We start from the raw sequence: 23,485 nt of genomic DNA, 5'->3' as shown, positions 1-23,485 counted from the left end.
ACAGTAGATCTCCGGTGCGACAAAGATCCCTGTGGGAGCGAGCTTGCTCGCGATGAGGCCGGTGAAGGTCTTAGATCCTGAAGCTACCCACCAACTGCTTCAACCGCGCCGCCTGCTGCTCAAGATCGGCACACGCACGCAAGGTCGACTGCAGGTTCTCCACACCTTCCTGGTTCAGCGTGTTGATCTCGGTGATGTCGACGTTGATCGACTCCACCACAGCCGTCTGTTCTTCAGTGGCGGCGGCGACCGACTGGTTCATGCCATCGATCTCGCCGATGCGCTGGGTCACGCTGCCCAGGCGTTCGCCTGCCTGATTGGCGATGCCGACGCTGCTTTCGCTCTGGCGCTGGCTGTCGGTCATGATGCCCACCGCTGCCCGGGCGCCGACCTGCAGCTCTTCGATCATCGTCTGCACCTGCTGCGCCGAGTCCTGGGTGCGGTGAGCGAGGTTGCGCACCTCATCGGCCACCACCGCGAAACCACGCCCGGCCTCACCGGCACGTGCTGCTTCAATGGCTGCGTTCAGTGCCAGCAAGTTGGTCTGCTGGGAGATGCTGGTGATCACTTCCAGAATCTGCCCGATGTTGACCGTGTTGCTGTTGAGGGTTTCGATGTTGCCGCAAGAGTCGCTGATCTTGGCCGACAGCTGCTGCATCGCTGCGATGGTTTTATCCACCACCTGCTGGCCGTCTTCGGCCAGGCTGCGGGCATCGCTGGAATGTTGCGAGGCGAGGGCGGCGTTCTGGGCGATTTCCTGGGCGGCGGCACCGAGCTGGTTGATCGCCGCGGCCACGCTGCTGGTGCGCGAGGCTTGCTGGTCGGAGTTGAACATCGACGAATTCGACGCGGCCACTACACGCAGCGCCACTTCGTTGACCTGGCCGGTGGCCGAGGACACTTCGATGATCGAGGTATGAATGCGTTCGACGAAGCGGTTGAACGACAGTCCCAGCGCGCCGAATTCGTCGTGGCCGTGAATGGTCAGGCGTTTGGTCAGGTCACCTTCACCTTCGGCGATGTCGTGCATGGCGCGGCCCATGGTCAACAGCGGCTGCATCAGCAGGCTGATCAGCATGCCCAGCAGCACAATGATGATCACCACGGCAATCACCATGGCGATGATCGCCGAGGTGCGGAATTCGCTGAGCATCGAGAACGCCGTTTCCTGGTCAAGCACCAGTGCCACGTACCAGTTCGCCGATGGCACGCCGTTGACGTGGGTGAAGGAGATGAACTGGCGCTTGCCGTCGATCTCGACTTCTTTCATGCCCGGGCTGACTTTGGGGGTGTCGCTCGGATAGGCCTCGGTCAGGTTCTTGAGCACCAGCTTGCTGTCCGGGTGAACCAGGATCTTGCCATCGGCACCGACGATGAACGCATGACCGTGACCGCCGAAGTTCAGCGAATTGATGATTGCGCTGACGCTGGACAGGTCGATGTCGGCGCCGGCGACGCCGATCATCTGGCCTTGGTGCTGCACCGGGGTGGCCACGGTGATCACCAGTTTGCCGGAAGACGCGGCAATGTACGGTTCGGTGACAATGGTCTGTTGTGCGCTATTGGCCGCCTTGTACCAGCCACGGACACGTGGGTCGTAGTCCGCCGCGCGGTTGCCCGCCGGGACCGAGAACATCACCCCGTCGGCGCCACCGAAGTAACTCAGCTGGAAGTTGCCGGTGTAGGCGGGCAGGTCGATGATCCGTTTCAGGCTGGCGGGAGCATTGCCATCGGCGGTGATCTGTTGGGCCATCGACAGCAGCAATTGCATGCGGCTTTCCAGCCAGGTCTGGATGTTGCTGGTGGTCAGGCTGCCGAGTTCCTGCATCGAGGCTTCGGTACTGTTGCGCAAGGTTTCGCGCTGGCGATAGTCGTTGAACAGGATGAAACAAGCGAATGCGACGGCCACCACGAGGGCGGCAGCCAACAAGATCTTGTGGCTGAACTTCATGTTTCTGGTCATGGATGAGCTACCGCAGAGGGTCAGGTCTACAAAAGGGGGGTGCAAATACCACCGACTTGGCTTTGCGTTGCATGTATGTCGACTGATCGGCGCCAAAGATTAGGCGGATTTGCTGAAAAACGACGAAATGCTCGATGAACAAGGAAAGTGATTGATTTTCGGCAAAAGGTAGACGAGTGGCCCGATAAATAGCCTGCCGGGTACGGAACCTCACAGGGGTTTTCTCTTCTAAGCTTCAGCTTGGCAGCCATGCCAATCCCTACGCCCCCCGGAGTTTCACCATGTCGCTGCGTTCCATCGCCCTGCTTTCGTTTTGCGTGTTGCTGGCTGCCTGCAGCAAAGTCAATCAGGAAAACTACTCTAAGCTCTCGTCCGGCATGGCGAAAGCCGATGTGGAGACCCTGTTGGGCAAGCCCGCCGATTGTTCAGGCGCGCTCGGCATGTCCAGTTGCACCTGGGGCGACAAGAACAGCTTTATCAGCGTGCAGTTCGCCGGTGACAAAGTGCTGATGTTTTCCGGCCAAGGCCTGAAGTAAACCGGGGCGTTTGCCCGCGGGAGAAAAATAATGAAGCGGTTATTGATCATCCTTTTTGCCGGCCTGGTATTGGCCGGCTGTGCCACGTCTGTCCAGGATCCATTGGCTCCCAAGACGGTCAAAAGCGTCAACCTCAAGCGCTACCAGGGCACCTGGTACGAGCTGGCTCGTATGCCGATGTACTTCCAGCGCGACTGCGCGCAATCCGAAGCCCATTACACGCTCAAACCCGACGGCAACGTCGCGGTGTTGAATCGCTGCCTGACGGCACAGTGGCAATGGGAAGAGGTCAAGGGCACGGCTTATCCACAGGAGCCCGGCAAGGGCGACAAGCTGTGGATCGAGTTCGATACCTGGTTCTCCAGGCTGATCCCGGGTACGGCGAAGGGCGAATACTGGGTGCTGTACGTCAGCGATGACTACAAGACCGCCATTGTCGGTGATCCGAGCCGGAAGTATTTGTGGCTGTTGTCGCGCTCGCCGACCGTGAACGGTGTGGTGCGTGAGGAGCTGCTGAGCAAGGCGCGTCAGCAGGGTTACGACACCACGCGGCTGATCTGGCGGGCGTCGGAAGAGCAGATGGCCGAGACCTCGAACTAACAACGCATGACCCTGTAGGAGCGAGCCTGCTCGCGATGGWGTRTCAGACACAATGATGTCGACTGAYACWCCATCGCGAGCAGGCTCGCTCCTACAGGTTTTTTTGCATTAGTTCAGAAGATCGCGCAGTACCTGAGTGAAGGCACGGCTGCTTTCTTCTTCCCCGGCATGCCGCCCGTCACGCACCACCCACTGGCCGTTCACCAGCACATCCCGCACCTGGCGATCACCGCCGGCAAACAGCCAGCGGTTGAGAATTCCGTCACCATTGGCTGTCGCCAGATACGGATCGTTGCCATCGAGCACCAGCCAGTCGGCACGCTTGCCGACCTCCAGCGCGCCAATCGGCTGGCCCAGCGCCTGGGCGCCGCCATCCAGCGCGGCATCGAACAACGTGCGGCCGACCATTGGCTGATCCGCGCCATACAGACGATTACGCCGCTGGTCGCGCAGACGCTGGCCGTATTCCAGCCAGCGCAATTCTTCCACCACGCTCAATGACACATGACTGTCGGAACCGATGCCCATGCGCCCGCCTTGGGCGAGGAAATCCACCGCCGGGAAAATCCCGTCGCCGAGGTTGGCTTCGGTGGTCAGRCACAGGCCGGCGATAGCGCGACTCCTGGCCATCGACGTGACTTCTTCCGGGTTGGCGTGGGTCGCATGAACCAGGCACCAGCGCTGATCGACGTCGATGTTTTCGTACAGCCATTGCAGCGGGCGACGACCGCTCCAGGTCAGGCAGTCGTCGACTTCTTTCTGCTGCTCGGCGATGTGGATGTGTACCGGGCATTGCTTGTCGCTGGCCGCCAGTACTTCGCTGATCTGCTGCGGCGTGACCGCGCGCAGCGAGTGGAAACACAAGCCGAGCGACTGCGCCGGTTGCTGCGCCAGCACCGGTTGCAGGCGCGATTGCAGCTTGAGGTAGTTTTCAGTGCTGTTGATAAAGCGACGCTGACCGTCGTTCGGCGCTTGGCCACCGAAGCCTGAATGGCTGTAGAGCACCGGCAGCAGGGTCAAGCCGATACCGGCGGAGCTGGCGGCCTGGCTGATGCGCAGGGCCAGTTCGGCCGGGTCCGCATAAGGCTGACCATTGATGTCGTGATGCACGTAGTGAAATTCCGCGACCGAGGTGTAACCGGCCTTGAGCATTTCGATATACAGCTGGCGGGCGATGACGCCGAGTTGTTCCGGGCTGATTTTTCCGACGAGGCGATACATCAGATCGCGCCAGGTCCAGAAACTGTCGTTCGGATTGCCCGCCACTTCCGCCAACCCGGCCATGGCCCGCTGGAAGGCGTGGGAGTGCAGGTTCGGCATGCCAGGCAGCAGCGGACCGCTCAGCCGCTCGGCGCCATCTGCCTTGGAATCGGCCTGGATATGGGTCAATACGCCGTCGGCGCTGACCTCAAGACGTACATTGTTGGCCCATCCACTAGGCAGCAGCGCGCGTTCGGCAAAGAAGGCGGACATGGTTCATCACCCTATCGTGTGTTATTTGTATATACATATACAGACGTTTGCCTGCCCGGTAAACTCCGGCAAGCTAGCGACATCATTCAAATAACCAAGGATTAACCGTGCCGACTCCGCCTCCAGTCTCTCCGTTGGCCGCGAACATGGGCGACAGTCCGGCGCCCTTGTACGCCCGCGTCAAACAAATGATCACCCAGCAAATTGACAGTGGAAACTGGCCGCCGCACTACCGCGTGCCGTCGGAAAGTGAACTGGTCAGCCAGTTGGGCTTCAGCCGCATGACCATCAACCGCGCCCTGCGCGAGATGACCGCCGATGGCCTGCTGGTGCGCATGCAAGGCGTCGGTACGTTCGTCGCCGAGCCGAAAAGCCAGTCCGCACTGTTCGAAGTGCACAACATCGCCGATGAAATTGCCTCCCGCGGTCATCGCCACACCTGCAAGGTCATCACCCTTGAAGAAGAGGCCGCCGGCTCCGAGCGCGCCCTGGCCCTGGACATGCGCGAAGGACAGAAGGTGTTCCACTCGCTGATCGTGCATTTCGAAAACGATATTCCGGTGCAAATCGAAGACCGTTTCGTCAATGCGCTGGTGGCACCGGACTACCTCAAGCAGGACTTCACCCTGCAAACGCCCTATGCCTATCTGAACCAGGTCGCGCCGCTGACCGAGGGCGAGCACGTGGTCGAGGCGATCCTGGCCGAGCCGTCCGAATGCAAATTGCTGCAGATTGAAAAGGGCGAGCCGTGCCTGCTGATTCGTCGCCGCACCTGGTCCGGTCGTCAGCCAGTGACCGCCGCTCGCTTGATCCACCCCGGTTCCCGTCATCGTCTGGAAGGTCGGTTCCATAAATAGAGAGCCATAAATGAATCAGTTGAAGGTTTTACGCGCCAAGGATTACCCGCGCATGCCGTGGAAAAACGGCGGCGGCAGCACTGAAGAAATCACCCGTGATGCCGGCACTGGCCTGGATGGCTTTGGTTGGCGCCTGTCGATTGCCGACATTGGCGAGTCGGGTGGTTTTTCCACCTTCGCCGGTTATGAGCGGGTGATCACCGTTTTACAGGGCGACGGTATGACCCTGACGGTGGATGGTCAGGACGCTCGGCCACTGTTACCGCTGGATCCGTTTGCCTTCAGCGGTGAAAGCAAGGTGTCCTGCACATTGCTCGGCGGTCCGATTCGCGATTTCAACCTGATTTACGCACCGCAGCGTTACGCTGCGCGGTTGCAGTGGTTGAGTGGCGAGCAGCGGTTCTTCAGTTCGGCGGGCACGGTGTTGGTGTTCAGCATCAGCGAAGCACTGGAAGTGAAGGTCGGTAACAACACTTCGCAACTGGGCCGGCATGATTGCCTGCAACTGGACGGTAACACTGGCCTGCTGGAAGTCTCCGTCAACGGGCCATGCTGTGTGATTGAGCTGTCCGCGCACTGACCCAAAACTCAAGCGACACAATCGCGGGCAAGCCCGCTCCYACAGGTCCTGCGAAGATCCTGTRGGAGCGGGCTTGCCCGCGATGCTTTTTGCCACTTCAAATCCGTTCCCCATCGCGCACCACTTTGTTACCGAACGCCCCAGCGTGGCGCAAAACCACGCTCAAGTAACAAAATCCCATCGCCACAAAAATCCTCCCGAAAAAATTTCATCTACGCCAGAACCCTTGTCCCAGGCGCTCTCCAGCCGTTTCAGGATTTTTCTTGAATGCTCATCCAACAAGTTGGCCGCTTGATTGCATATGCTTGTATGTACAAGTAAAGACGTATGTGTATGAGTCACGAGGACTCAACCATCGTCCACTGATTCGCCGGTGTGCATTGATGCCCATTGGCTTGCTCGCCCACTGCCTGGGTTGGTTTGGATTGATTGCTGAGGAGTCTTTTTCGTGACTGACATTAAACCCACTAAGTTTCGTGACGTTGAAATCCGTGCTGCACGCGGTAACAAGCTGACCGCCAAGAGCTGGCTGACGGAAGCGCCGCTGCGCATGCTGATGAACAACCTCGACCCGGAAGTCGCCGAGAACCCTAAAGAACTGGTGGTTTACGGTGGTATCGGTCGCGCTGCACGTAACTGGGAATGCTACGACAAGATCGTTGAAAGCCTGACCAACCTGAACGACGACGAGACCCTGCTGGTGCAATCCGGCAAGCCGGTCGGCGTGTTCAAGACCCACGCCAACGCCCCGCGCGTACTGATTGCCAACTCCAACCTGGTTCCACACTGGGCGAGCTGGGAACACTTCAACGAACTGGACGCCAAAGGCCTGGCCATGTACGGCCAGATGACCGCTGGCAGCTGGATCTACATCGGCAGCCAGGGCATCGTCCAGGGCACCTACGAAACCTTCGTCGAAGCCGGTCGCCAGCACTACAACGATGACCTGAAAGGTCGTTGGGTCCTGACCGCTGGCCTCGGTGGCATGGGCGGCGCTCAGCCTCTGGCCGCAACCCTGGCTGGCGCTTGCTCGCTGAACATCGAATGCCAGCAGGTCAGCATCGATTTCCGTCTGAAAAGCCGCTATGTCGACGAGCAAGCCACTGACCTCGACGACGCGCTGGCCCGCATCGCCAAATACACCGCCGAAGGCAAAGCGATCTCCATCGCCCTGCTGGGCAACGCGGCAGAAATCCTGCCGGAACTGGTCAAGCGCGGCGTGCGACCGGACATGGTCACCGACCAGACCAGCGCCCACGATCCGCTCAACGGCTACCTGCCGGCCGGCTGGACCTGGGACCAGTACCGCGCTCGCGCCAAGACCGAGCCTGCCGCTGTGATCAAGGCCGCCAAGCAATCGATGGCCGTTCACGTTAAAGCGATGCTGGACTTCCAGAAAATGGGCGTGCCGACCTTCGACTACGGCAACAACATCCGCCAGATGGCACAAGAAGAAGGCGTGGAAAACGCATTCGACTTCCCTGGCTTCGTACCGGCCTACATCCGTCCGCTGTTCTGCCGCGGTATCGGCCCGTTCCGCTGGGCTGCGCTGTCGGGCAACGCCGAAGACATCTACAAGACCGACGCCAAGGTCAAAGAACTGATCCCGGACGACGCCCACCTGCATAACTGGCTGGACATGGCTCGCGAGCGCATCAGCTTCCAGGGTCTGCCGGCACGTATCTGCTGGGTTGGCCTGGGCCTGCGCGCCAAGCTGGGTCTGGCGTTCAACGAAATGGTCCGCAGCGGCGAGTTGTCCGCGCCGATCGTGATCGGTCGCGACCACCTGGACTCCGGTTCGGTATCGAGCCCGAACCGCGAAACCGAATCGATGCAGGATGGTTCCGACGCCGTGTCCGACTGGCCACTGCTCAACGCCTTGCTCAACACCGCGAGCGGCGCGACCTGGGTGTCCCTGCACCACGGCGGCGGCGTCGGCATGGGCTTCTCCCAGCACTCGGGCATGGTGATTGTCTGCGACGGTACTGACGAAGCGGCCGAGCGTATCGCTCGCGTGCTGCACAACGACCCGGCGACCGGCGTCATGCGTCACGCCGATGCCGGTTACCAGATCGCCATCGACTGCGCCAAGGAACAAGGGCTGAACCTGCCGATGATTACCGGCAAGTAACACAGAACCTGTGGTACCGCTTTACCTGTGGGAGCGAGCTTGCTCGCGATGAGGCCGGCACATTCAACATCTGTGCTGACTGGCAGATCTCAATCGCGAGCAAGCTCGCTCCCACAGAAAGCAAAGCCCACAAGCAGTTTCACCGTGAATTCCCAGAACAATCCACAGAGGTTGAACCATGGCTGTTAACAGCGAACGTGCAGGCAGTAAACCGTTGATCGAGAAGCGCTCGATCGACTACATCCCGGAAGCGGAAAGACACGGTCGTCTGTTGAGCCAGTTCACCCTGTGGATGGGTGCCAACCTGCAAATCACCGCGATTGTCACCGGTGCCTTGGCGGTGGTGCTTGGCGGTGATGTGTTCTGGTCATTGATCGGTCTGTTGATCGGTCAATTACTGGGTGGCGGCGTGATGGCGCTGCATGCGGCGCAAGGCCCCAAGCTTGGCCTTCCACAGATGATTTCCAGTCGGGTACAGTTCGGCGTGTACGGCGCGGCCATCCCGATCGTGCTGGTCTGCTTGATGTACCTGGGTTTCACCGCAACGGGAACCGTGTTATCCGGCCAGGCGCTGGGCCAGTTGTTTGGCGTCAGCGACACCGTCGGTATCCTCCTTTTCGCCAGTGTCATCGTGTTGGTTACGGTGCTCGGCTATCGGGTGATCCATTGGATCGGCCGTGTTGCCAGTGTCATTGGCGTGATTGCCTTTGTTTATCTGTTCAGTCGTCTGATGAGCCAGGTTGACATTGGCGCACTGTTGCAAATCCGCCACTTCAGCTGGAGCAGTTTCTTGCTCGCGGTGTCGCTCGCAGCGTCCTGGCAGATCGCCTTCGGCCCTTATGTGGCTGACTATTCTCGCTACCTGCCGAGCAAGATTTCTTCGGTAAAAACCTTTTTCGCCGCTGGCGCAGGTTCGGTCATTGGTGCACAGGTGGCGATGGTCCTCGGCGTGTTCGCTGCCGCTTCGGCCAACGGGCAATACGCCGGCCACGAAGTGGCCTACATCGTTGGTCTGGGTGGTACCGGTGCCACCGCTGCGCTGCTGTACTTCAGCATCGCGTTCGGCAAGGTCACCATCTCCACGCTGAACTCCTACGGCAGCTTCATGTGCATTGCGACCATCATCAGCGGTTTCCGGGGTGACCTGAAGGTAACGCGCTTGCAGCGTCTGGTGTTCGTGCTGGTCATCGTCGGGGCTGCGACCCTCATGGCGTTGCTCGGTCAGCACTCGTTCCTCGGTGCGTTCAAGTCCTTCATCCTTTTCCTGCTGGCGTTCTTTACACCTTGGAGCGCGATCAACCTGGTGGACTACTACTGCATCACTCGCGAGCGCTATGACGTACCGGCGCTGGCCGATCCGAATGGTCGCTACGGTCGTTGGAACCTTCTCGGTATCAGCGTCTATGTGTTCGGTGTGCTGGTGCAACTGCCGTTCATCTCCACCAAGTTCTATACCGGTCCGCTGGTGGCGGCCCTGGGTGATGTGGATATTTCCTGGATCATCGGTCTGCTGCTTCCCGCAGCCCTGTATTACCTGTGTGCAAAAAAATGGCACGGCACAGTGCCTGATCGTTTGATCCTGCCGGTCGAGCAGGGCGCGATCACCGAACAAAAGCTGAATGTGGGTCGCGCTGCGGCGCAGGCCTGATTGGACGTGGACAGGGCTGGATGCCTCTTGACTGCCGTAAGCCAACTCATGATTAGGAGCGTCACAACAATGAAATCGAACAAGACCCTGCTGACCACATTGCTTTCCATGGGCCTGCTGGCCAGCGCCGGCGCCACTCAGGCGGCGGGTTGGTGCGAGTCGGGGAAACCTGTGAAATTCGCCGGCCTGAACTGGGAAAGCGCCATGCTCCTGACCGACGTGCTGCAGGTCGTGCTGGAGAAAGGCTACGACTGCAAGACCGACAGCCTGCCGGGCAACTCCATCACCATGGAAAACGCCCTGAGCAGCAACGACATCCAGGTGTTTGCCGAAGAGTGGGTCGGCCGCAGCGAAGTCTGGAACAAGGCTGAGAAGGCCGGCAAGGTCGTCGGTGTCGGCGCGCCAGTGGTGGGTGCCGTCGAAGGCTGGTACGTACCGCGCTACGTGATCGAAGGCGACGCCAAGCGCAAGCTGGAAGCCAAGGCCCCGGACTTGAAACACATTGCTGACCTGGGCAAATACTCGGCGATCTTCAAGGACGCCGAAGAGCCATCCAAGGGCCGTTTCTACAACTGCCCGGCCGGCTGGACCTGTGAGCTGGACAACAGCGAAATGCTGAAAAGCTACGGCCTGGAAAGCACCTACACCAACTTCCGCCCAGGCACCGGCCCGGCGCTGGATGCCGCCGTGCTGTCGAGCTACAAGCGTGGCGAGCCGATCCTGTTCTACTACTGGTCGCCAACGCCGCTGATGGGTCAGGTTGATGTGGTGAAACTCGAAGAGAAGCCAGGCGTGAACAAGACCGTGGATATCAAGGTCGGTCTGTCCAAGACTTTCCACGACGAAGCACCAGAACTGGTAGCCGTGCTGGAAAAGGTCAACGTGCCAATCGACCTGCTGAACCAGAACCTGGGGCGCATGACCAAAGAGCGGATCGAATCACCAAAACTGGCCAAGATCTTCCTGAAGGAACATCCTGAAGTCTGGCACGCATGGGTGAGCGAAGACGCAGCCAAGAAAATCGACGCGGCCTTGTAGGTTGGGCCTCTCCGGCTGCCAAAAGCGGCAGCCGGAAGCTTGATCGCAACCCCTTGATTGAGAGTCTCTTATGTTTCCCGAAAGCTTTACCTTTTCCATCGCCGACTGGGTCAACGGTTGGGTCGATTCGCTGGTCACCAACTACGGCGACGTGTTCCGGCACATCTCCGACACCCTGTTGTGGGCCATCGTCAATCTCGAAAGCCTGCTGCGTGCGGCGCCCTGGTGGCTGATGCTGGCGATCGTGGCCGGTGTGGCCTGGCACGCGACCCGCAAGGTCGTGACCACCGCCGTCATTGTCGGCTTGCTGTTCCTGGTGGGTGCGGTCGGCCTCTGGGACAAGCTGATGCAGACTCTGGCGCTAATGATGGTGGCGACGATCATTTCGGTGTTGATCGGCATTCCGCTGGGCATTCTCTCGGCGCGCAGCAACCGCCTGCGTTCGGTGCTGATGCCGTTGCTGGACATCATGCAGACCATGCCGAGCTTCGTGTACCTGATTCCGGTGCTGATGCTGTTCGGCCTGGGCAAGGTCCCGGCGATTTTCGCTACCGTGATCTACGCCGCGCCGCCGCTGATCCGCCTGACCGATCTGGGCATTCGCCAGGTCGACGGCGAAGTGATGGAAGCGATCAACGCCTTCGGTGCCAACCGCTGGCAGCAACTGTTCGGCGTGCAACTGCCGCTGGCCCTGCCGAGCATCATGGCCGGGATCAACCAGACCACCATGATGGCCCTGTCGATGGTGGTGATCGCCTCGATGATCGGTGCCCGTGGTCTGGGTGAAGACGTGCTGGTGGGGATTCAGACCCTCAACGTCGGACGCGGCCTTGAAGCCGGTCTGGCGATCGTGATTCTGGCTGTGGTGATCGACCGCATTACACAGGCGTACGGTCGCGCACGGCATGAGGTGAGCAAATGAACAACGCAACCGTGAGCAAGATCGAAGTCAAAAACGTCTTCAAGATTTTCGGCAACCGTGCCAAGGACGCGCTGGCCATGGTCGGCCAGGGCAAGACCAAGGACCAGGTGCTGGCCGAAACCGGCTGCGTGGTGGGCGTGAACGACCTGTCGCTGAGCATCGGCAGCGGCGAGATCTTCGTGATCATGGGCCTGTCGGGTTCCGGCAAGTCGACCCTGGTCCGCCACTTCAACCGCCTGATCGACCCGACCAGCGGCGCGATCCTGGTGGACGGCGTGGACATCCTGCAATACGACATGGAAGCCCTGCGCGAGTTTCGTCGGCGCAAGATCAGCATGGTGTTCCAGAGCTTCGGTCTGTTGCCGCACAAGAGCGTGCTGGACAACGTCGCCTACGGCCTGAAAATCCGTGGCGAAAGCAAAGCCATGTGCGCCGAGCGCGCGCTGCACTGGATCAACACCGTGGGCCTCAAGGGCTACGAAAACAAATACCCGCACCAGCTTTCCGGCGGCATGCGTCAGCGTGTGGGCCTGGCCCGTGCCCTGGCGGCAGACACCGACATCATCCTGATGGACGAAGCGTTCAGCGCCCTCGACCCGCTGATCCGCGCCGAGATGCAAGACCAGTTGCTGGAGCTGCAAAAGACCCTGCACAAGACCATCGTTTTCATCACCCACGACCTCGACGAGGCCGTGCGCATCGGCAACCGCATCGCGATCCTCAAGGACGGCCGCCTGATCCAGGTCGGCACGCCGAGAGAGATCCTGCACTCGCCGGCGGATGAATATGTCGACCGCTTTGTGCAGCGTCGGGCGGCGGTGGTTTAAAAGGTTTGTGCCGGCTGTGCCGGCCTCATCGTCGGAACGCCGCCCGGAGCAAACTCGCTCCCACAGTGGGTCCCCGGTGTTCACAAAACCTGTGGGAGCGAGCTTGCTCGCGATGAGGCCGGAAAAGCTGCATCAATATTCAGGTTTGTACGCAGAGGTTGAAGATGTCCCAGGCTGAAAAAATCGTTATCACCGAAGCGCAGGTAAGCTGGCAGGATGTGGTCGCCGTTGCCCGTCATGGCGCACAGCTTGAACTGTCGGCGCCGATCTGGGCGCGCATCGAAAACGCGCAGGCCATCGTCCAGCGCATCGTCACCAGCGGCGAACGTGCCTACGGCATCAACACCGGCTTGGGTGCGCTGTGCAACGTCTCGCTGCAGGACGAACAACTCAGCCAGTTGTCGCGCAACACCTTGCTCAGCCACGCTTGCGGCGTGGGTGCAGCGCTGAGCAACGAGCAGACCCGCTCGATCATGTGCGCCGCCATCGTCAACTACAGCCACGGCAAATCCGGTCTGCACCGTCAGGTCGTCGAAGCACTGCTGGCGCTGCTCAACCGTGGCATCACCCCGCAAGTGCCGTCCCAGGGTTCCGTGGGCTATCTGACCCACATGGCCCACATCGGCATCGCCCTGCTGGGCGTCGGCAATGTCAGCTATCGCGGTCAGATCGTTTCCGCGCAGCAAGCGCTGGCCGAAGAGGGCCTGCAACCAGTCAAGCTCGGCGCCAAGGACGGTTTGTGCCTGGTCAACGGCACACCGTGCATGACCGGCCTGAGCTGCCTGGCCATTGYCGATGCTACGCGCCTGCTGGAATGGGCCGACGTGATTGGTGCCATGAGCTTCGAAGCCCAGCGTGGGCAGATCGACGCGTTCGATGCCGAGATCATCGCGCTCAAGCCGCACCCGGGCATGCAAAAGGTCGGGATCAACTTGCGAGCCTTGCTCGACGGCAGCGAAGTGATCGCCCAGAGCAAAGGCATTCGTACGCAAGATGCCCTGAGCATCCGCTCGATCCCGCAGGTGCACGGCGCCGCACGCGATCAACTGGTGCATGCGACCAAACAGATCGAAACCGAACTCAACGGCGCCACCGACAACCCGCTGGTGCTGGGCACCGCAGACAATTACCGCGTGGTGTCCCAGGCCAACCCCCACGGCCAGTCCGTGGCAATGGCGGCGGACCTGCTGGCGATTGCCATGGCGGAAATCGGCTCCATCGCCGAGCGTCGCCTGGACCGCTTGATCAACCCGCATGTCAGTGGCCTGCCGGCCTTCCTGGTGGCCAATCCGGGGGTGAACTCCGGGATGATGATCGTGCAATACGTGGCCGCTTCACTGTGCGCGGAGAATCGTCAACTGGCGCAACCGGCGGTGCTGGATAACTACGTGACCTCGGGCCTGCAGGAAGATCACCTGAGCCTGGGCACCAACGCCGCGCTGAAGCTGCACCGCGCGCTGGAAAACTGCACGCAGATCCTCGCCATTGAGTATTTGCTGGCGGCCCAGGCGTTCGAGTTCCTCAAAGAACAACGCTTTGGCGCAGGCACCGATGCTGCCTGGCGTCTGCTGCGTGAGCACGTTGCCCCCTACGACCAGGATCGCTGGTTGGCACCGGACATCGCCGCCGCTGCCGCGGTATTGAAAGACCCGATTTTGCTGCACAACGCTTTTCCTAACCTGAACTGATTTCAACAACACCAGCGTGCCAAGGCGCGTCTCCCCAAAAGGCAGACGCGACGGACAACGGACATCTCCGGAGCGTCTGGTGAGTTAACAACAACTCTCAAAAGGAGCACAAAATGACTGCGCTAAACCTGATTCCCGGCCAACTGGCCCTCGCCCAACTGCGTGACGTCTATCAGCAGCCGGTGAAACTGACCCTCGACCACAGCGCCTCGGCCCAGATCGAAGCCAGCGTTGCCTGCGTGGAACAGATCCTCGCCGAGAACCGCACCGCCTACGGCATCAACACCGGTTTCGGCCTGCTGGCCTCGACCCGCATCGCCAGCGAAGATCTGGAAAACCTGCAGCGCTCGCTGGTACTGTCCCACGCCGCCGGTGTCGGCCAGCCGATCAGCGATGAGCTGGTGCGTCTGATCATGGTGCTCAAGGTCAACAGCCTGAGCCGTGGTTTCTCCGGCATCCGTCGTGTGGTGATCGATGCACTGATCGCCCTGATCAACGCCGAGGTGTACCCGCACATTCCTCTGAAAGGTTCGGTCGGTGCGTCCGGTGACCTGGCGCCTCTGGCGCACATGTCGCTGGTGCTGCTGGGCGAAGGCAAGGCGCGCTACAAAGGCGAGTGGATGGAAGCCACCGAAGCGTTGAAAGTCGCCGGTCTGACCCCGCTGACCCTGGCCGCCAAAGAAGGTTTGGCGCTGCTCAACGGCACTCAAGTCTCCACCGCGTTTGCCCTGCGTGGCCTTTTCGAAGGTGAAGATCTGTTCGCTGGTGCCTTGGCCCTGGGTGGCCTGACTGTTGAAGCGGTGCTGGGTTCGCGCTCACCGTTCGACGCACGCATCCACGCTGCCCGTGGCCAGAAAGGCCAGATCGACGCCGCCGCCGCGTACCGCGATCTGCTGGGCGAGCGCAGCGAAGTCTCCGACTCCCATGAAAACTGCGAGAAAGTACAAGACCCGTACTCCCTGCGTTGCCAGCCACAAGTCATGGGCGCGTGCCTGACCCAGTTCCGTCAAGCGGCTGAAGTGCTGGCGATCGAAGCCAACGCCGTGTCGGACAACCCGTTGGTGTTCGCCGCTGAAGGCGACGTGATCTCCGGTGGCAACTTCCACGCCGAGCCGGTGGCCATGGCCGCTGACAACATGGCATTGGCCATCGCTGAAATCGGCTCCCTGAGCGAACGCCGTATCTCACTGATGATGGACAAGCACATGTCGCAACTGCCGCCGTTCCTGGTGGCCAACGGTGGCGTGAACTCCGGCTTCATGATCGCCCAAGTGACCGCGGCGGCACTGGCCAGCGAGAACAAGGCGCTGTCCCATCCGCATTCGGTGGACAGCCTGCCGACTTCCGCCAACCAGGAAGACCACGTATCGATGGCTCCGGCGGCTGGCAAGCGTCTGTGGGAAATGGCCGAGAACACCCGTGGGATTCTCGCCGTGGAATGGCTGGCGGCAGTCCAGGGCCTGGACCTGCGCAACGGCCTGAAGACTTCGCCGAAACTGGAAAAGGCTCGGGGCATTTTGCGTAACGAAGTGCCTTTCTATGAGAAAGACCGCTTCTTCGCGCCGGACATCAATGCGGCGTCTGAATTGTTGGCCTCGCGTTGCCTGAACGAACTGGTGACGACGAAGTTGCTGCCGAGCCTGTAATAGCCCCTTCGCGAGCAGGCTCGCTCCCACAGGTTTCATGCAATCCTATGTGGGAGCGAGCTTGCTCGCGATTCGATTTTGCGTCGAATAACAATAATTAGGGACGAGAAATGCAACAGCCAGAAAAAGGTTTGAAACGCGGGCTCTCTGCCCGACATATTCGCTTCATGGCGCTGGGGTCGGCGATCGGCACCGGGCTGTTTTATGGATCTGCCTCGGCCATTCAAATGGCCGGGCCTGCAGTACTGCTCGCTTACCTGATAGGTGGTGCGGCCGTGTTCATGGTCATGCGCGCCCTCGGTGAGATGGCGGTGCACAACCCGGTGGCCGGTTCCTTTGGCCAATACGCCAGTACCTATCTTGGGCCGATGGCGGGCTTCATCCTCGGTTGGACCTACGCATTCGAAATGGTCATCGTCGGCATGGCCGACGTCACGGCATTTGGTATTTACATGGGCTTCTGGTTTCCGGAGGTCTCCCGCTGGATCTGGGTGCTGGGTGTCGTTTCCATCGTCGGCGGCTTGAACCTGTGCAACGTCAAAGTCTTCGGTGAAATGGAGTTCTGGCTGTCGCTGCTCAAGGTCGCGGCCATCGTCGCGATGATCCTGGGCGGTTTCGGCATCATGCTGTTCGGCATCAGCTCGGCCCCTGGCCAGGCGACCGACATCAGCAACCTCTGGACCCAGGGTGGCTTCATGCCCAATGGCATGGGCGGTCTGATTGCTTCGTTCGCGGTGGTGATGTTTGCGTTTGGCGGTATTGAAATCATCGGCGTAACGGCAGGTGAGGCCAAAGACCCGCAACACGTGCTGCCCCGGGCGATCAATGCCGTACCGTTGCGGATCCTGCTGTTTTACGTGCTGACGATGCTGGTGCTGATGTCGATCTTTCCATGGCAGCAGATCGGCAGCCAGGGCAGCCCGTTCGTGCAGATTTTCGACAAGCTGGGCATCAGCTCGGCGGCCACCATCCTCAATATCGTGGTGATCACGGCGGCGATTTCGGCGATCAACAGTGACATCTTCGGCGCTGGCCGCATGATGTTCGGTCTGGCCCAGCAAGGGCATGCACCCAAGGGCTTCGCGCGCCTGTCGCGCAATGGCGTGCCATGGATGACCGTGGTGGTGATGAGCGCCGCGCTGCTGCTGGGCGTGTTGCTGAACTTTTTGATCCCGGAAAACGTGTTCCTGTTGATCGCTTCCATCGCGACCTTTGCCACGGTGTGGGTCTGGCTGATGATTCTGGTGACCCAAGTGGCCATGCGCCGGTCCATGAGCGCCGAGCAGGTTGCACAATTGAAATTCCCGGTACCGCTCTGGCCCTATGCGCCGGCGGCGGCGATTGCCTTCATGCTGTTCATTTTCGGCGTGCTGGGCTATTTCCCGGACACCCAGGCAGCGCTGATCGTCGGCGTGGTCTGGATCGTGCTGCTGGTGCTGGCTTACCTGACGTGGGTGAAACCGGCGGCGGGCCAGGCAGCCCTGGTGACACAGGACCCTGTTTTTTCTCATCGATAACCTAATGGAGGCCAAGGATGAAAACTCTCTGGCAACACTGCCACGTCGCAACCATGGTACAAGGCGTCTACTCGATCATCGAGGACGCGGCCATCGTGACGTCAGGAGCGCACATTGAGTGGATCGGCCCGCGCGGTGAGTTACCGGCGGGCGAGTACCCGGCCGTCAACGACTTGAGCGGGGCCTGGGTCACACCGGGCCTGATCGACTGCCACACTCATACGGTGTTCGGCGGTAACCGCAGCGGTGAATTCGAACAGCGCCTGCAAGGCGTCAGCTACGCGCAAATCGCCGCCAGCGGCGGCGGTATCGCCAGCACCGTGCGCGCCACCCGCGCGGCCAGCGAAGACGAACTGTTCGCCAGTGCCGCCAAGCGTCTGAAAAGCCTGATGCGCGACGGCGTCACCAGCATCGAAATCAAGTCCGGCTACGGCCTGGACCTGGCCAACGAGCGCAAGATGCTGCGTGTGGCCCGTCGCCTCGGCACCGAACTGCCGGTCAGCGTGCGCAGCACCTGCCTGGCGGCTCATGCCCTGCCGCCGGAGTACAAGGACCGCGCTGACGACTATATCGATCACATCTGCGCCGACATGCTCCCGGCCTTGGCCGCCGAGGGATTGGTGGACGCGGTGGACGCGTTCTGCGAGTACCTGGCGTTCTCTCCGGCGCAGGTCGAGCGGGTGTTCATTACCGCCCAGAAACTGGGCCTGCCAGTGAAGCTGCACGCCGAGCAGTTGTCGTCGCTGCATGGCTCGAGCCTGGCGGCGCGTTATCACGCGCTGTCCGCCGATCACCTGGAGTTCATGACCGAGGACGACGCCATTGCCATGGCCAAGTCCGGTACGGTTGCCGTGCTGTTGCCCGGCGCCTTTTACTTCCTGCGCGAAACCCAATTGCCGCCGATGGATGCCTTGCGCAAGCACGGTGTGAAAATCGCCATCGCCAGCGACCTCAATCCGGGCACCTCGCCGGCACTGTCGTTGCGCCTGATGCTGAACATGGCTTGCACCTGTTTTCGCATGACCCCGGAAGAAGCCCTGGCCGGCGCGACGATTCACGCCGCCACGGCCTTGGGCATGGCCGACACCCATGGTTCGCTGGAGGCGGGCAAGGTTGCGGATTTCGTCGCCTGGCAAATCGATCGTCCGGCCGACCTCTGTTACTGGCTGGGCGGCGATCTGGAAAAACGCGTCGTGCGCCACGGCGTCGAATCAAGTCTGTAGGAGATCTGTTGTGGATAAGGTTCTGAACTTCAAACAAGGCCGCGTGCCGCTGCTGATCAGCATGCCACACGCCGGTGTGCGCCTGACGCCAGCGGTCGAAGCCGGGTTGATCCCGCAGGCAAAAAGCCTGCCGGACACCGACTGGCATATCCCGCAGTTGTACGATTTCGCCGCTGAACTGGGCGCCAGTACCCTGGCCGCCGAGTACTCGCGGTTCGTCATCGACCTTAACCGGCCGTCCGACGACAAGCCACTGTACGTGGGCGCAACCACGGGCCTGTACCCGGCGACGCTGTTCGACGGCGTGCCATTGTTCCGCGAAGGGCTGGAGCCTTCGAAAGAAGAGCGTGCGACCTATCTGGAACAGATCTGGACGCCTTACCACAGCACCCTGCAGCAGGAACTGGCGCGATTGAAGGCCGAGTTCGGCTATGCGCTGCTGTTCGATGCGCACTCGATCCGCTCGCTGATCCCGCACCTGTTCGACGGTAAACTGCCGGACTTCAACCTTGGTACCTTCAATGGCGCCAGTTGCGATCCACAGCTTGCGACCCAACTGGAAGCGATCTGCGCGCTTCACGACAATTACACCCACGTGCTCAACGGGCGCTTCAAGGGCGGGCACATCACCCGTCATTACGGCAATCCGGCCGAGAACATCCACGCCGTGCAGCTGGAGCTGGGGCAGTGCACGTATATGGAGGAGTTCGAGCCGTTCCGTTATCGCCCGGACCTGGCGGAGCCGACGCGGGTGGTGTTGAAGGAGTTGCTGCAAGGGTTGTTGGCCTGGGGCGAGAAGCACTACAACCGCTAACCTGCCGCATAACTTGTGGGAGCGAGCTTGCTCGCGATGGCGGCCTGGCAGGCAACATCAATGTTGAATGTCATGGCCTCATCGCGAGCAAGCTCGCTCCCACAGGTTTTCATATGCCTCAATATCTGCTCATGACAGTCGCCACCGTGCAAAACACGGTCGCCACAGTTCGCTTCTACCGCTCGTCTGCTGCGTAATGTTCTGGCCACGGTGCACAAAGACACCGCCCCGACAATAATCCGCTGCCGCACGAGAATGCTCTCTATGACAAGCCCCAAAGGTCTGTTCACCCGCTGTCTCTCAATCTTCTGCGGCACCGCTCTGTTGAGCGCCGGCGCCATGGCCGCGGACGACGCTTCCTGCAAAACCGTGCGCATGGGCGTGGTCAACTGGACCGACGTGATCGCCACCAGTGGCATGGCCGATGTGCTGCTCAACGGTCTTGGCTATGAAAGCAAGCAAACCAGCGCCGTGCAGCAAATCATCTTCGCCGGCATCCGCGACAACCGCCTGGACATCTTCCTTGGTTACTGGAAACCGGCGATGGATAAAAACATCGCACCGTTCGTAGCTGCCAATCAGGTCAAGGTCATGGACAACCCGAGCCTGGCCGATGCCCAGGCCACCCTCGCGGTCCCGGACTATGTGGCGGCGGCCGGGCTGAAAACCTTCGCCGACATCGCCAGATTCAAGGATCAGCTAGGTGGCAAGATCTACGGCATCGAGCCGGGCAGCGGCGCCAACACCACGATCAAGACCATGATCGAGACCAATCACTTCGGCCTGAAGGATTTCAAACTGATCGAGTCCGGTGAGGCCGGGATGCTGGCGGCCGTGCAGCGGGCGGTGAATCGCAAGGAATTCGTGGTGTTCGTCGGCTGGACCCCGCACCCGATGAACATCAACATGAAAATCAACTACCTGACCGGCAGCGAAGATGTCTATGGGCCGAATGAAGGTGCCGCGACCGTTTCCACCGTAACCGCGCCGGATTACGCCCAGCGTTGCCCGAACGTCAATCGCCTGCTGGAAAACCTCACGTTCAGCGCCGCCCAGGAAAGCCAGTTGATGGTGCCGATCATGGAGCGCCAGACAGCTCAGGATGTCGCGAAAAAATGGCTGCGTGACCATCCCGAAGACTTGCAGCGCTGGCTGGCGGGTGTCAGCAGCTTCGATGGCAAGGATAGCGTGGCGACGGTTCAGGCCAGCCTGAAGAACTGACCCCTGTCTGCTCTGTGCAAGACCTGTGGGAGCGAGCTTGCTCGCGATGGCGGCGTATCAGTTGACATCAATTTTGAATGTCCTACCGCTATCGCGAGCAAGCTCGCTCCCACAGGTGGTCACCACACATCTCCCTGAACGGGCACCAGGCTAATGACTCCTTACCCGCTTTCCGAGCAAATGACGGCATTCGTCGAGAAAACCGTCAGTTTCAACAGCACCGACAGCAGCATCGCCGGATTGCGCCAGGCTTACAGCGAGATGTGCCGGGCGTTTACCCCGGCGCGCCCTGCCGGGTTGTCTGTGGTTGATTTCGAGTTGGCCGGTGTTGCGGTTCGTTCCTATCAACCACCGGCCAGCGGTGCGTCGTGCATCGTTTACCTGCATGGCGGTGGCTGGGTGGTGGGGGGCCTGGACTCCCACGATTTCATCTGCGCCGAATTGGCATCGACACTGGGTGTACGGGTGATCGCCGTCGATTACCGCCTGGCGCCGGAGCATCCGTTTCCCGCCGGGTTCGATGATTGCCTGAAGGTCTGGCGAGCACTGCTCACCAGGCCGTTTCAACTCGACCCTGCGCGCATGCTGGTGGCCGGCGACAGTGCCGGTGGCAACCTCGCGGCGGCGTTGTGCCTGGCGCTGCGCGATACCGGCGAGCCGCTGCCGTGCGCGCAGATTCTGATCTATCCGGGATTGGGCGGCGATTACCGGCTGCCATCGCGCAGTGAGTGCATCGACGCGCCGTTACTCAGCAGCAGTGACGTCGATTGCTATCACGCGCTCTACCTGCAAGGCACCCGTCATCCGAACGCCTACGCCATGCCATTGCTCGCCACGGATTTCAGCGGTCTGCCAACGGCATGGATCGCGGTGGCGCAATTCGACCCGTTGCGCGATGACGGCGTGCTGTATGCCGAGCGACTGAAGGCTGCGGGCGTGGCTGCCACGCTATATGTCGGCGAGGGTTTGGTTCATGGCTGTTTGCGGGCTCGCGGGCAGGTGGCCGAGGTCGATACGCTGTACGAAACCTTGTTCGGATATCTGGCGGCGAAACTCTGACTTCGCACGGGCATGCTCATTGACGTAATTCGGGTTTATGATGCCGGACGGCAGAATAATAGAAGTCCCCCCAGGGATGACCTTGACCCCTTACGGAGTGCGCAATGCAGACTTTGTACCCGCAGATCAAACCCCACGCCCGGCACGATCTGGCCGTCGACGAGACTCACACGCTGTATGTCGACGAAAGCGGTTCACCGGAAGGTTTGCCCGTGGTGTTCATCCATGGTGGTCCCGGTGCCGGATGTGATGCCCAGAGTCGTTGCTTCTTCGATCCCAATCTCTATCGCATTGTCACGTTCGATCAGCGCGGTTGCGGTCGCTCCACGCCCCACGCCAGCCTGGAAAACAACACCACCTGGGATCTGGTCGCCGACCTCGAGCGGATTCGCCAGCACCTGGGAATCGACAAATGGGTGCTGTTTGGCGGCTCATGGGGTTCGACCCTGGCGCTGGCCTACGCACAAACCCATCCTGAACGTGTACACGGTCTGATCCTGCGCGGGATCTTTCTCTGCCGTCCGCAGGAAATCGAATGGTTCTACCAGTCCGGCGCCAGCCGCCTGTTCCCCGATTACTGGCAGGACTACATCGCGCCGATCCCGCTGGACGAGCGCAATGACTTGCTTACCGCGTTCCACAAGCGTCTGGTCGGCAACGACCAGATTGCCCAGATGCACGCGGCCAAGGCCTGGTCCACCTGGGAGGGCCGCACCGCGACCCTGCGTCCTAACCCGCTGGTGGTCGATCGTTTCTCCGAGCCGCAGCGTGCATTGTCGATTGCCCGCATCGAATGCCACTACTTCAGCAACCACGCCTTCCTGGAGCCGAACCAGTTGATCCGCAACATGGACAAGATCGCCCATTTGCCCGGCGTGATCATCCATGGTCGCTATGACGTGATCTGCCCGCTGGATAACGCCTGGGAATTGCATCAAGCCTGGCCGAACAGCGAACTGCAGGTCATCCGCGATGCCGGTCATGCCGCTTCCGAACCGGGCATCACCGACGCGCTGGTGCGCGCCGCCAATCTGATGGCCCGGCGACTGCTTGACCTGCCGCCTGAAGAAGCATGAAGGGCCTGTTGCAACGGGTGCGCGGCGCGCGGGTCGAGGTCGCGGGCGAAGTCGTAGGTGCCGTCGATCAGGGATTGCTGGTCCTGGTAGCCGTCGAGCCCGACGACACGCGGGCCAGCGCCGACAAACTTCTCAATAAGCTGCTTAACTATCGGGTGTTCAGTGACGCTGAGGGCAAGATGAATCTATCCTTGGCGGATGTGGGCGGCGGGCTGCTGCTGGTCTCTCAGTTCACTCTGGCTGCCGATACTAAAAACGGGCTGCGTCCGAGTTTTTCGACTGCGGCCCCTCCGGCGCTGGGCGAGGAGCTATTCGACTATTTATTAAACAAAGCGAAACAGGTGCATGGCACTGTGGCATCAGGTAGATTCGGCGCGGATATGCAGGTGCACCTGGTCAATGATGGCCCGGTAACCTTCCTGTTACAGACCTGAAAGCGTTTGAAACAAGTTTTTACGCTCAATTCGACTGAAAGCAGGGCTTTTTCGCGATAAATACTTTGTTACCCCTGATGCGTTGTAACGCGGCCTACTAGATAATCGCGCGCTACGGGGATCAGCGTTCGTTGGTCCATTTTGACTTAGGTAGAGACTTGTCCGGATCCGATTGGGGAATCATTTCGCCCCAGCGGAGTCGGAACAATGCTCGCCAACTTGGCAAGAGTGG

Annotated in this window: 20 protein-coding genes and 1 pseudogene; 18 read left to right on the top strand and 3 right to left on the bottom strand. The window is 60.6% G+C overall.

What is annotated here, in order from left to right; genetic code table 11:
• Positions 1 to 70: 70 nt before the first annotated feature.
• Both AC1DRN_RS02455 and AC1DRN_RS02450 read right to left on the bottom strand, forming a co-directional pair.
• Positions 71 to 835 (bottom strand): methyl-accepting chemotaxis protein, encoded by a 765-nt coding sequence (locus tag AC1DRN_RS02455; protein ID WP_411740693.1) that lies wholly within the window; start codon positions 833 to 835, stop codon positions 71 to 73.
• Positions 836 to 928: 93 nt separating this feature from the next.
• Positions 929 to 1,951, bottom strand: a pseudogene (locus tag AC1DRN_RS02450) (HAMP domain-containing protein); the annotation flags it as partial.
• A 293-nt stretch (positions 1,952 to 2,244) separates the two neighbouring features.
• Here AC1DRN_RS02450 and AC1DRN_RS02445 point away from each other — a divergent pair.
• The gene (locus AC1DRN_RS02445; protein ID WP_008018937.1) at positions 2,245 to 2,499 is read left to right on the top strand and encodes a hypothetical protein; all 255 of its coding nucleotides are present in this window, start codon (positions 2,245 to 2,247) and stop codon (positions 2,497 to 2,499) included.
• A 30-nt stretch (positions 2,500 to 2,529) separates the two neighbouring features.
• Positions 2,530 to 3,099: a lipocalin family protein gene (locus AC1DRN_RS02440; protein WP_223457823.1), complete on the top strand. Its 570-nt coding sequence runs from the start codon at positions 2,530 to 2,532 to the stop codon at positions 3,097 to 3,099.
• A 108-nt stretch (positions 3,100 to 3,207) separates the two neighbouring features.
• Here the strand turns inward: AC1DRN_RS02440 and AC1DRN_RS02435 are convergent, their stop codons facing one another.
• Positions 3,208 to 4,572: a formimidoylglutamate deiminase gene (locus tag AC1DRN_RS02435; protein WP_223457821.1), complete on the bottom strand. Its 1,365-nt coding sequence runs from the start codon at positions 4,570 to 4,572 to the stop codon at positions 3,208 to 3,210.
• 146 nt (positions 4,573 to 4,718) lie between these two features.
• Between AC1DRN_RS02435 and hutC the strand changes: the two genes are divergently transcribed.
• The 16 genes from hutC to dtd all read left to right on the top strand — a co-directional run bounded on the left by hutC (position 4,719) and on the right by dtd (position 23,253).
• Entirely contained in the window at positions 4,719 to 5,429 is a 711-nt protein-coding gene (gene hutC, locus AC1DRN_RS02430; protein WP_162135916.1) for a histidine utilization repressor, read from the top strand.
• Positions 5,430 to 5,439: 10 nt separating this feature from the next.
• Positions 5,440 to 6,009, top strand: coding sequence for a HutD/Ves family protein (locus AC1DRN_RS02425; RefSeq protein WP_223457819.1), 570 nt, complete (start codon positions 5,440 to 5,442; stop codon positions 6,007 to 6,009).
• A 448-nt stretch (positions 6,010 to 6,457) separates the two neighbouring features.
• Positions 6,458 to 8,140, top strand: coding sequence for a urocanate hydratase (gene hutU / locus AC1DRN_RS02420; RefSeq protein ID WP_223457817.1), 1,683 nt, complete (start codon positions 6,458 to 6,460; stop codon positions 8,138 to 8,140).
• Positions 8,141 to 8,318: 178 nt separating this feature from the next.
• Entirely contained in the window at positions 8,319 to 9,788 is a 1,470-nt protein-coding gene (locus tag AC1DRN_RS02415; RefSeq protein WP_223457815.1) for a purine-cytosine permease family protein, read from the top strand.
• Between the two features lie 69 nt (positions 9,789 to 9,857).
• Positions 9,858 to 10,826: an ABC transporter substrate-binding protein gene (locus AC1DRN_RS02410; protein WP_223457813.1), complete on the top strand. Its 969-nt coding sequence runs from the start codon at positions 9,858 to 9,860 to the stop codon at positions 10,824 to 10,826.
• 70 nt (positions 10,827 to 10,896) lie between these two features.
• Complete coding sequence (locus AC1DRN_RS02405; protein WP_103396924.1) at positions 10,897 to 11,748, top strand: ABC transporter permease; 852 nt, start codon at positions 10,897 to 10,899, stop codon at positions 11,746 to 11,748.
• Positions 11,745 to 12,575, top strand: coding sequence for a quaternary amine ABC transporter ATP-binding protein (locus AC1DRN_RS02400; RefSeq protein WP_007975542.1), 831 nt, complete (start codon positions 11,745 to 11,747; stop codon positions 12,573 to 12,575). Before AC1DRN_RS02405 ends, AC1DRN_RS02400 begins: the two co-directional genes overlap by 4 nt.
• A 164-nt stretch (positions 12,576 to 12,739) precedes the next feature.
• Positions 12,740 to 14,263 (top strand): histidine ammonia-lyase, encoded by a 1,524-nt coding sequence (gene hutH, locus AC1DRN_RS02395; RefSeq protein WP_477786616.1) that lies wholly within the window; start codon positions 12,740 to 12,742, stop codon positions 14,261 to 14,263.
• A gap of 113 nt (positions 14,264 to 14,376) precedes the next feature.
• Positions 14,377 to 15,909 carry a histidine ammonia-lyase gene (gene hutH / locus AC1DRN_RS02390; RefSeq protein WP_223457810.1) on the top strand — a complete coding sequence of 511 codons (1,533 nt, stop codon included), beginning with the start codon at positions 14,377 to 14,379 and terminating at the stop codon, positions 15,907 to 15,909.
• Between the two features lie 110 nt (positions 15,910 to 16,019).
• Positions 16,020 to 17,426 (top strand): amino acid permease, encoded by a 1,407-nt coding sequence (locus tag AC1DRN_RS02385; RefSeq protein ID WP_223457809.1) that lies wholly within the window; start codon positions 16,020 to 16,022, stop codon positions 17,424 to 17,426.
• Between the two features lie 17 nt (positions 17,427 to 17,443).
• Positions 17,444 to 18,649, top strand: coding sequence for an imidazolonepropionase (hutI, locus tag AC1DRN_RS02380; RefSeq protein WP_223457808.1), 1,206 nt, complete (start codon positions 17,444 to 17,446; stop codon positions 18,647 to 18,649).
• A gap of 10 nt (positions 18,650 to 18,659) precedes the next feature.
• Entirely contained in the window at positions 18,660 to 19,463 is an 804-nt protein-coding gene (hutG, locus tag AC1DRN_RS02375; RefSeq protein ID WP_223457807.1) for an N-formylglutamate deformylase, read from the top strand.
• A 264-nt stretch (positions 19,464 to 19,727) separates the two neighbouring features.
• Positions 19,728 to 20,684 carry a choline ABC transporter substrate-binding protein gene (gene choX, locus AC1DRN_RS02370; RefSeq protein ID WP_223457806.1) on the top strand — a complete coding sequence of 319 codons (957 nt, stop codon included), beginning with the start codon at positions 19,728 to 19,730 and terminating at the stop codon, positions 20,682 to 20,684.
• Between the two features lie 153 nt (positions 20,685 to 20,837).
• Positions 20,838 to 21,743, top strand: coding sequence for an alpha/beta hydrolase (locus tag AC1DRN_RS02365; RefSeq protein WP_223457805.1), 906 nt, complete (start codon positions 20,838 to 20,840; stop codon positions 21,741 to 21,743).
• A 104-nt stretch (positions 21,744 to 21,847) separates the two neighbouring features.
• The gene (pip, locus tag AC1DRN_RS02360; protein ID WP_223457804.1) at positions 21,848 to 22,819 is read left to right on the top strand and encodes a prolyl aminopeptidase; all 972 of its coding nucleotides are present in this window, start codon (positions 21,848 to 21,850) and stop codon (positions 22,817 to 22,819) included.
• Positions 22,816 to 23,253: a D-aminoacyl-tRNA deacylase gene (gene dtd, locus AC1DRN_RS02355; RefSeq protein WP_223457803.1), complete on the top strand. Its 438-nt coding sequence runs from the start codon at positions 22,816 to 22,818 to the stop codon at positions 23,251 to 23,253. Before pip ends, dtd begins: the two co-directional genes overlap by 4 nt.
• The last annotated feature ends 232 nt before the right edge of the window (positions 23,254 to 23,485 follow it).

The organism is Pseudomonas sp. P5_B3, from assembly GCF_056400405.1.
The sequence above is the reverse complement of the archived record's forward strand: the minus strand, read 5'-3'. Positions and strand labels throughout refer to the sequence as shown.

Excerpts from the sequence above, each read along its gene's own strand:
- AC1DRN_RS02455 (WP_411740693.1), bottom strand. The coding sequence starts at position 835 with ATGTTCAACTCCGACCAGCAAGCCTCGCGCACCAGCAGCGTGGCCGCG.
- AC1DRN_RS02445 (WP_008018937.1), top strand. The coding sequence starts at position 2,245 with ATGTCGCTGCGTTCCATCGCCCTGCTTTCGTTTTGCGTGTTGCTGGCT.
- AC1DRN_RS02440 (WP_223457823.1), top strand. The coding sequence starts at position 2,530 with ATGAAGCGGTTATTGATCATCCTTTTTGCCGGCCTGGTATTGGCCGGC.
- hutC (WP_162135916.1), top strand. The coding sequence starts at position 4,719 with ATGGGCGACAGTCCGGCGCCCTTGTACGCCCGCGTCAAACAAATGATC.
- AC1DRN_RS02425 (WP_223457819.1), top strand. The coding sequence starts at position 5,440 with ATGAATCAGTTGAAGGTTTTACGCGCCAAGGATTACCCGCGCATGCCG.
- AC1DRN_RS02415 (WP_223457815.1), top strand. The coding sequence starts at position 8,319 with ATGGCTGTTAACAGCGAACGTGCAGGCAGTAAACCGTTGATCGAGAAG.
- AC1DRN_RS02410 (WP_223457813.1), top strand. The coding sequence starts at position 9,858 with ATGAAATCGAACAAGACCCTGCTGACCACATTGCTTTCCATGGGCCTG.
- AC1DRN_RS02405 (WP_103396924.1), top strand. The coding sequence starts at position 10,897 with ATGTTTCCCGAAAGCTTTACCTTTTCCATCGCCGACTGGGTCAACGGT.
- AC1DRN_RS02400 (WP_007975542.1), top strand. The coding sequence starts at position 11,745 with ATGAACAACGCAACCGTGAGCAAGATCGAAGTCAAAAACGTCTTCAAG.
- hutH (WP_223457810.1), top strand. The coding sequence starts at position 14,377 with ATGACTGCGCTAAACCTGATTCCCGGCCAACTGGCCCTCGCCCAACTG.
- AC1DRN_RS02385 (WP_223457809.1), top strand. The coding sequence starts at position 16,020 with ATGCAACAGCCAGAAAAAGGTTTGAAACGCGGGCTCTCTGCCCGACAT.
- hutI (WP_223457808.1), top strand. The coding sequence starts at position 17,444 with ATGAAAACTCTCTGGCAACACTGCCACGTCGCAACCATGGTACAAGGC.
- choX (WP_223457806.1), top strand. The coding sequence starts at position 19,728 with ATGACAAGCCCCAAAGGTCTGTTCACCCGCTGTCTCTCAATCTTCTGC.
- AC1DRN_RS02365 (WP_223457805.1), top strand. The coding sequence starts at position 20,838 with ATGACTCCTTACCCGCTTTCCGAGCAAATGACGGCATTCGTCGAGAAA.
- pip (WP_223457804.1), top strand. The coding sequence starts at position 21,848 with ATGCAGACTTTGTACCCGCAGATCAAACCCCACGCCCGGCACGATCTG.
- dtd (WP_223457803.1), top strand. The coding sequence starts at position 22,816 with ATGAAGGGCCTGTTGCAACGGGTGCGCGGCGCGCGGGTCGAGGTCGCG.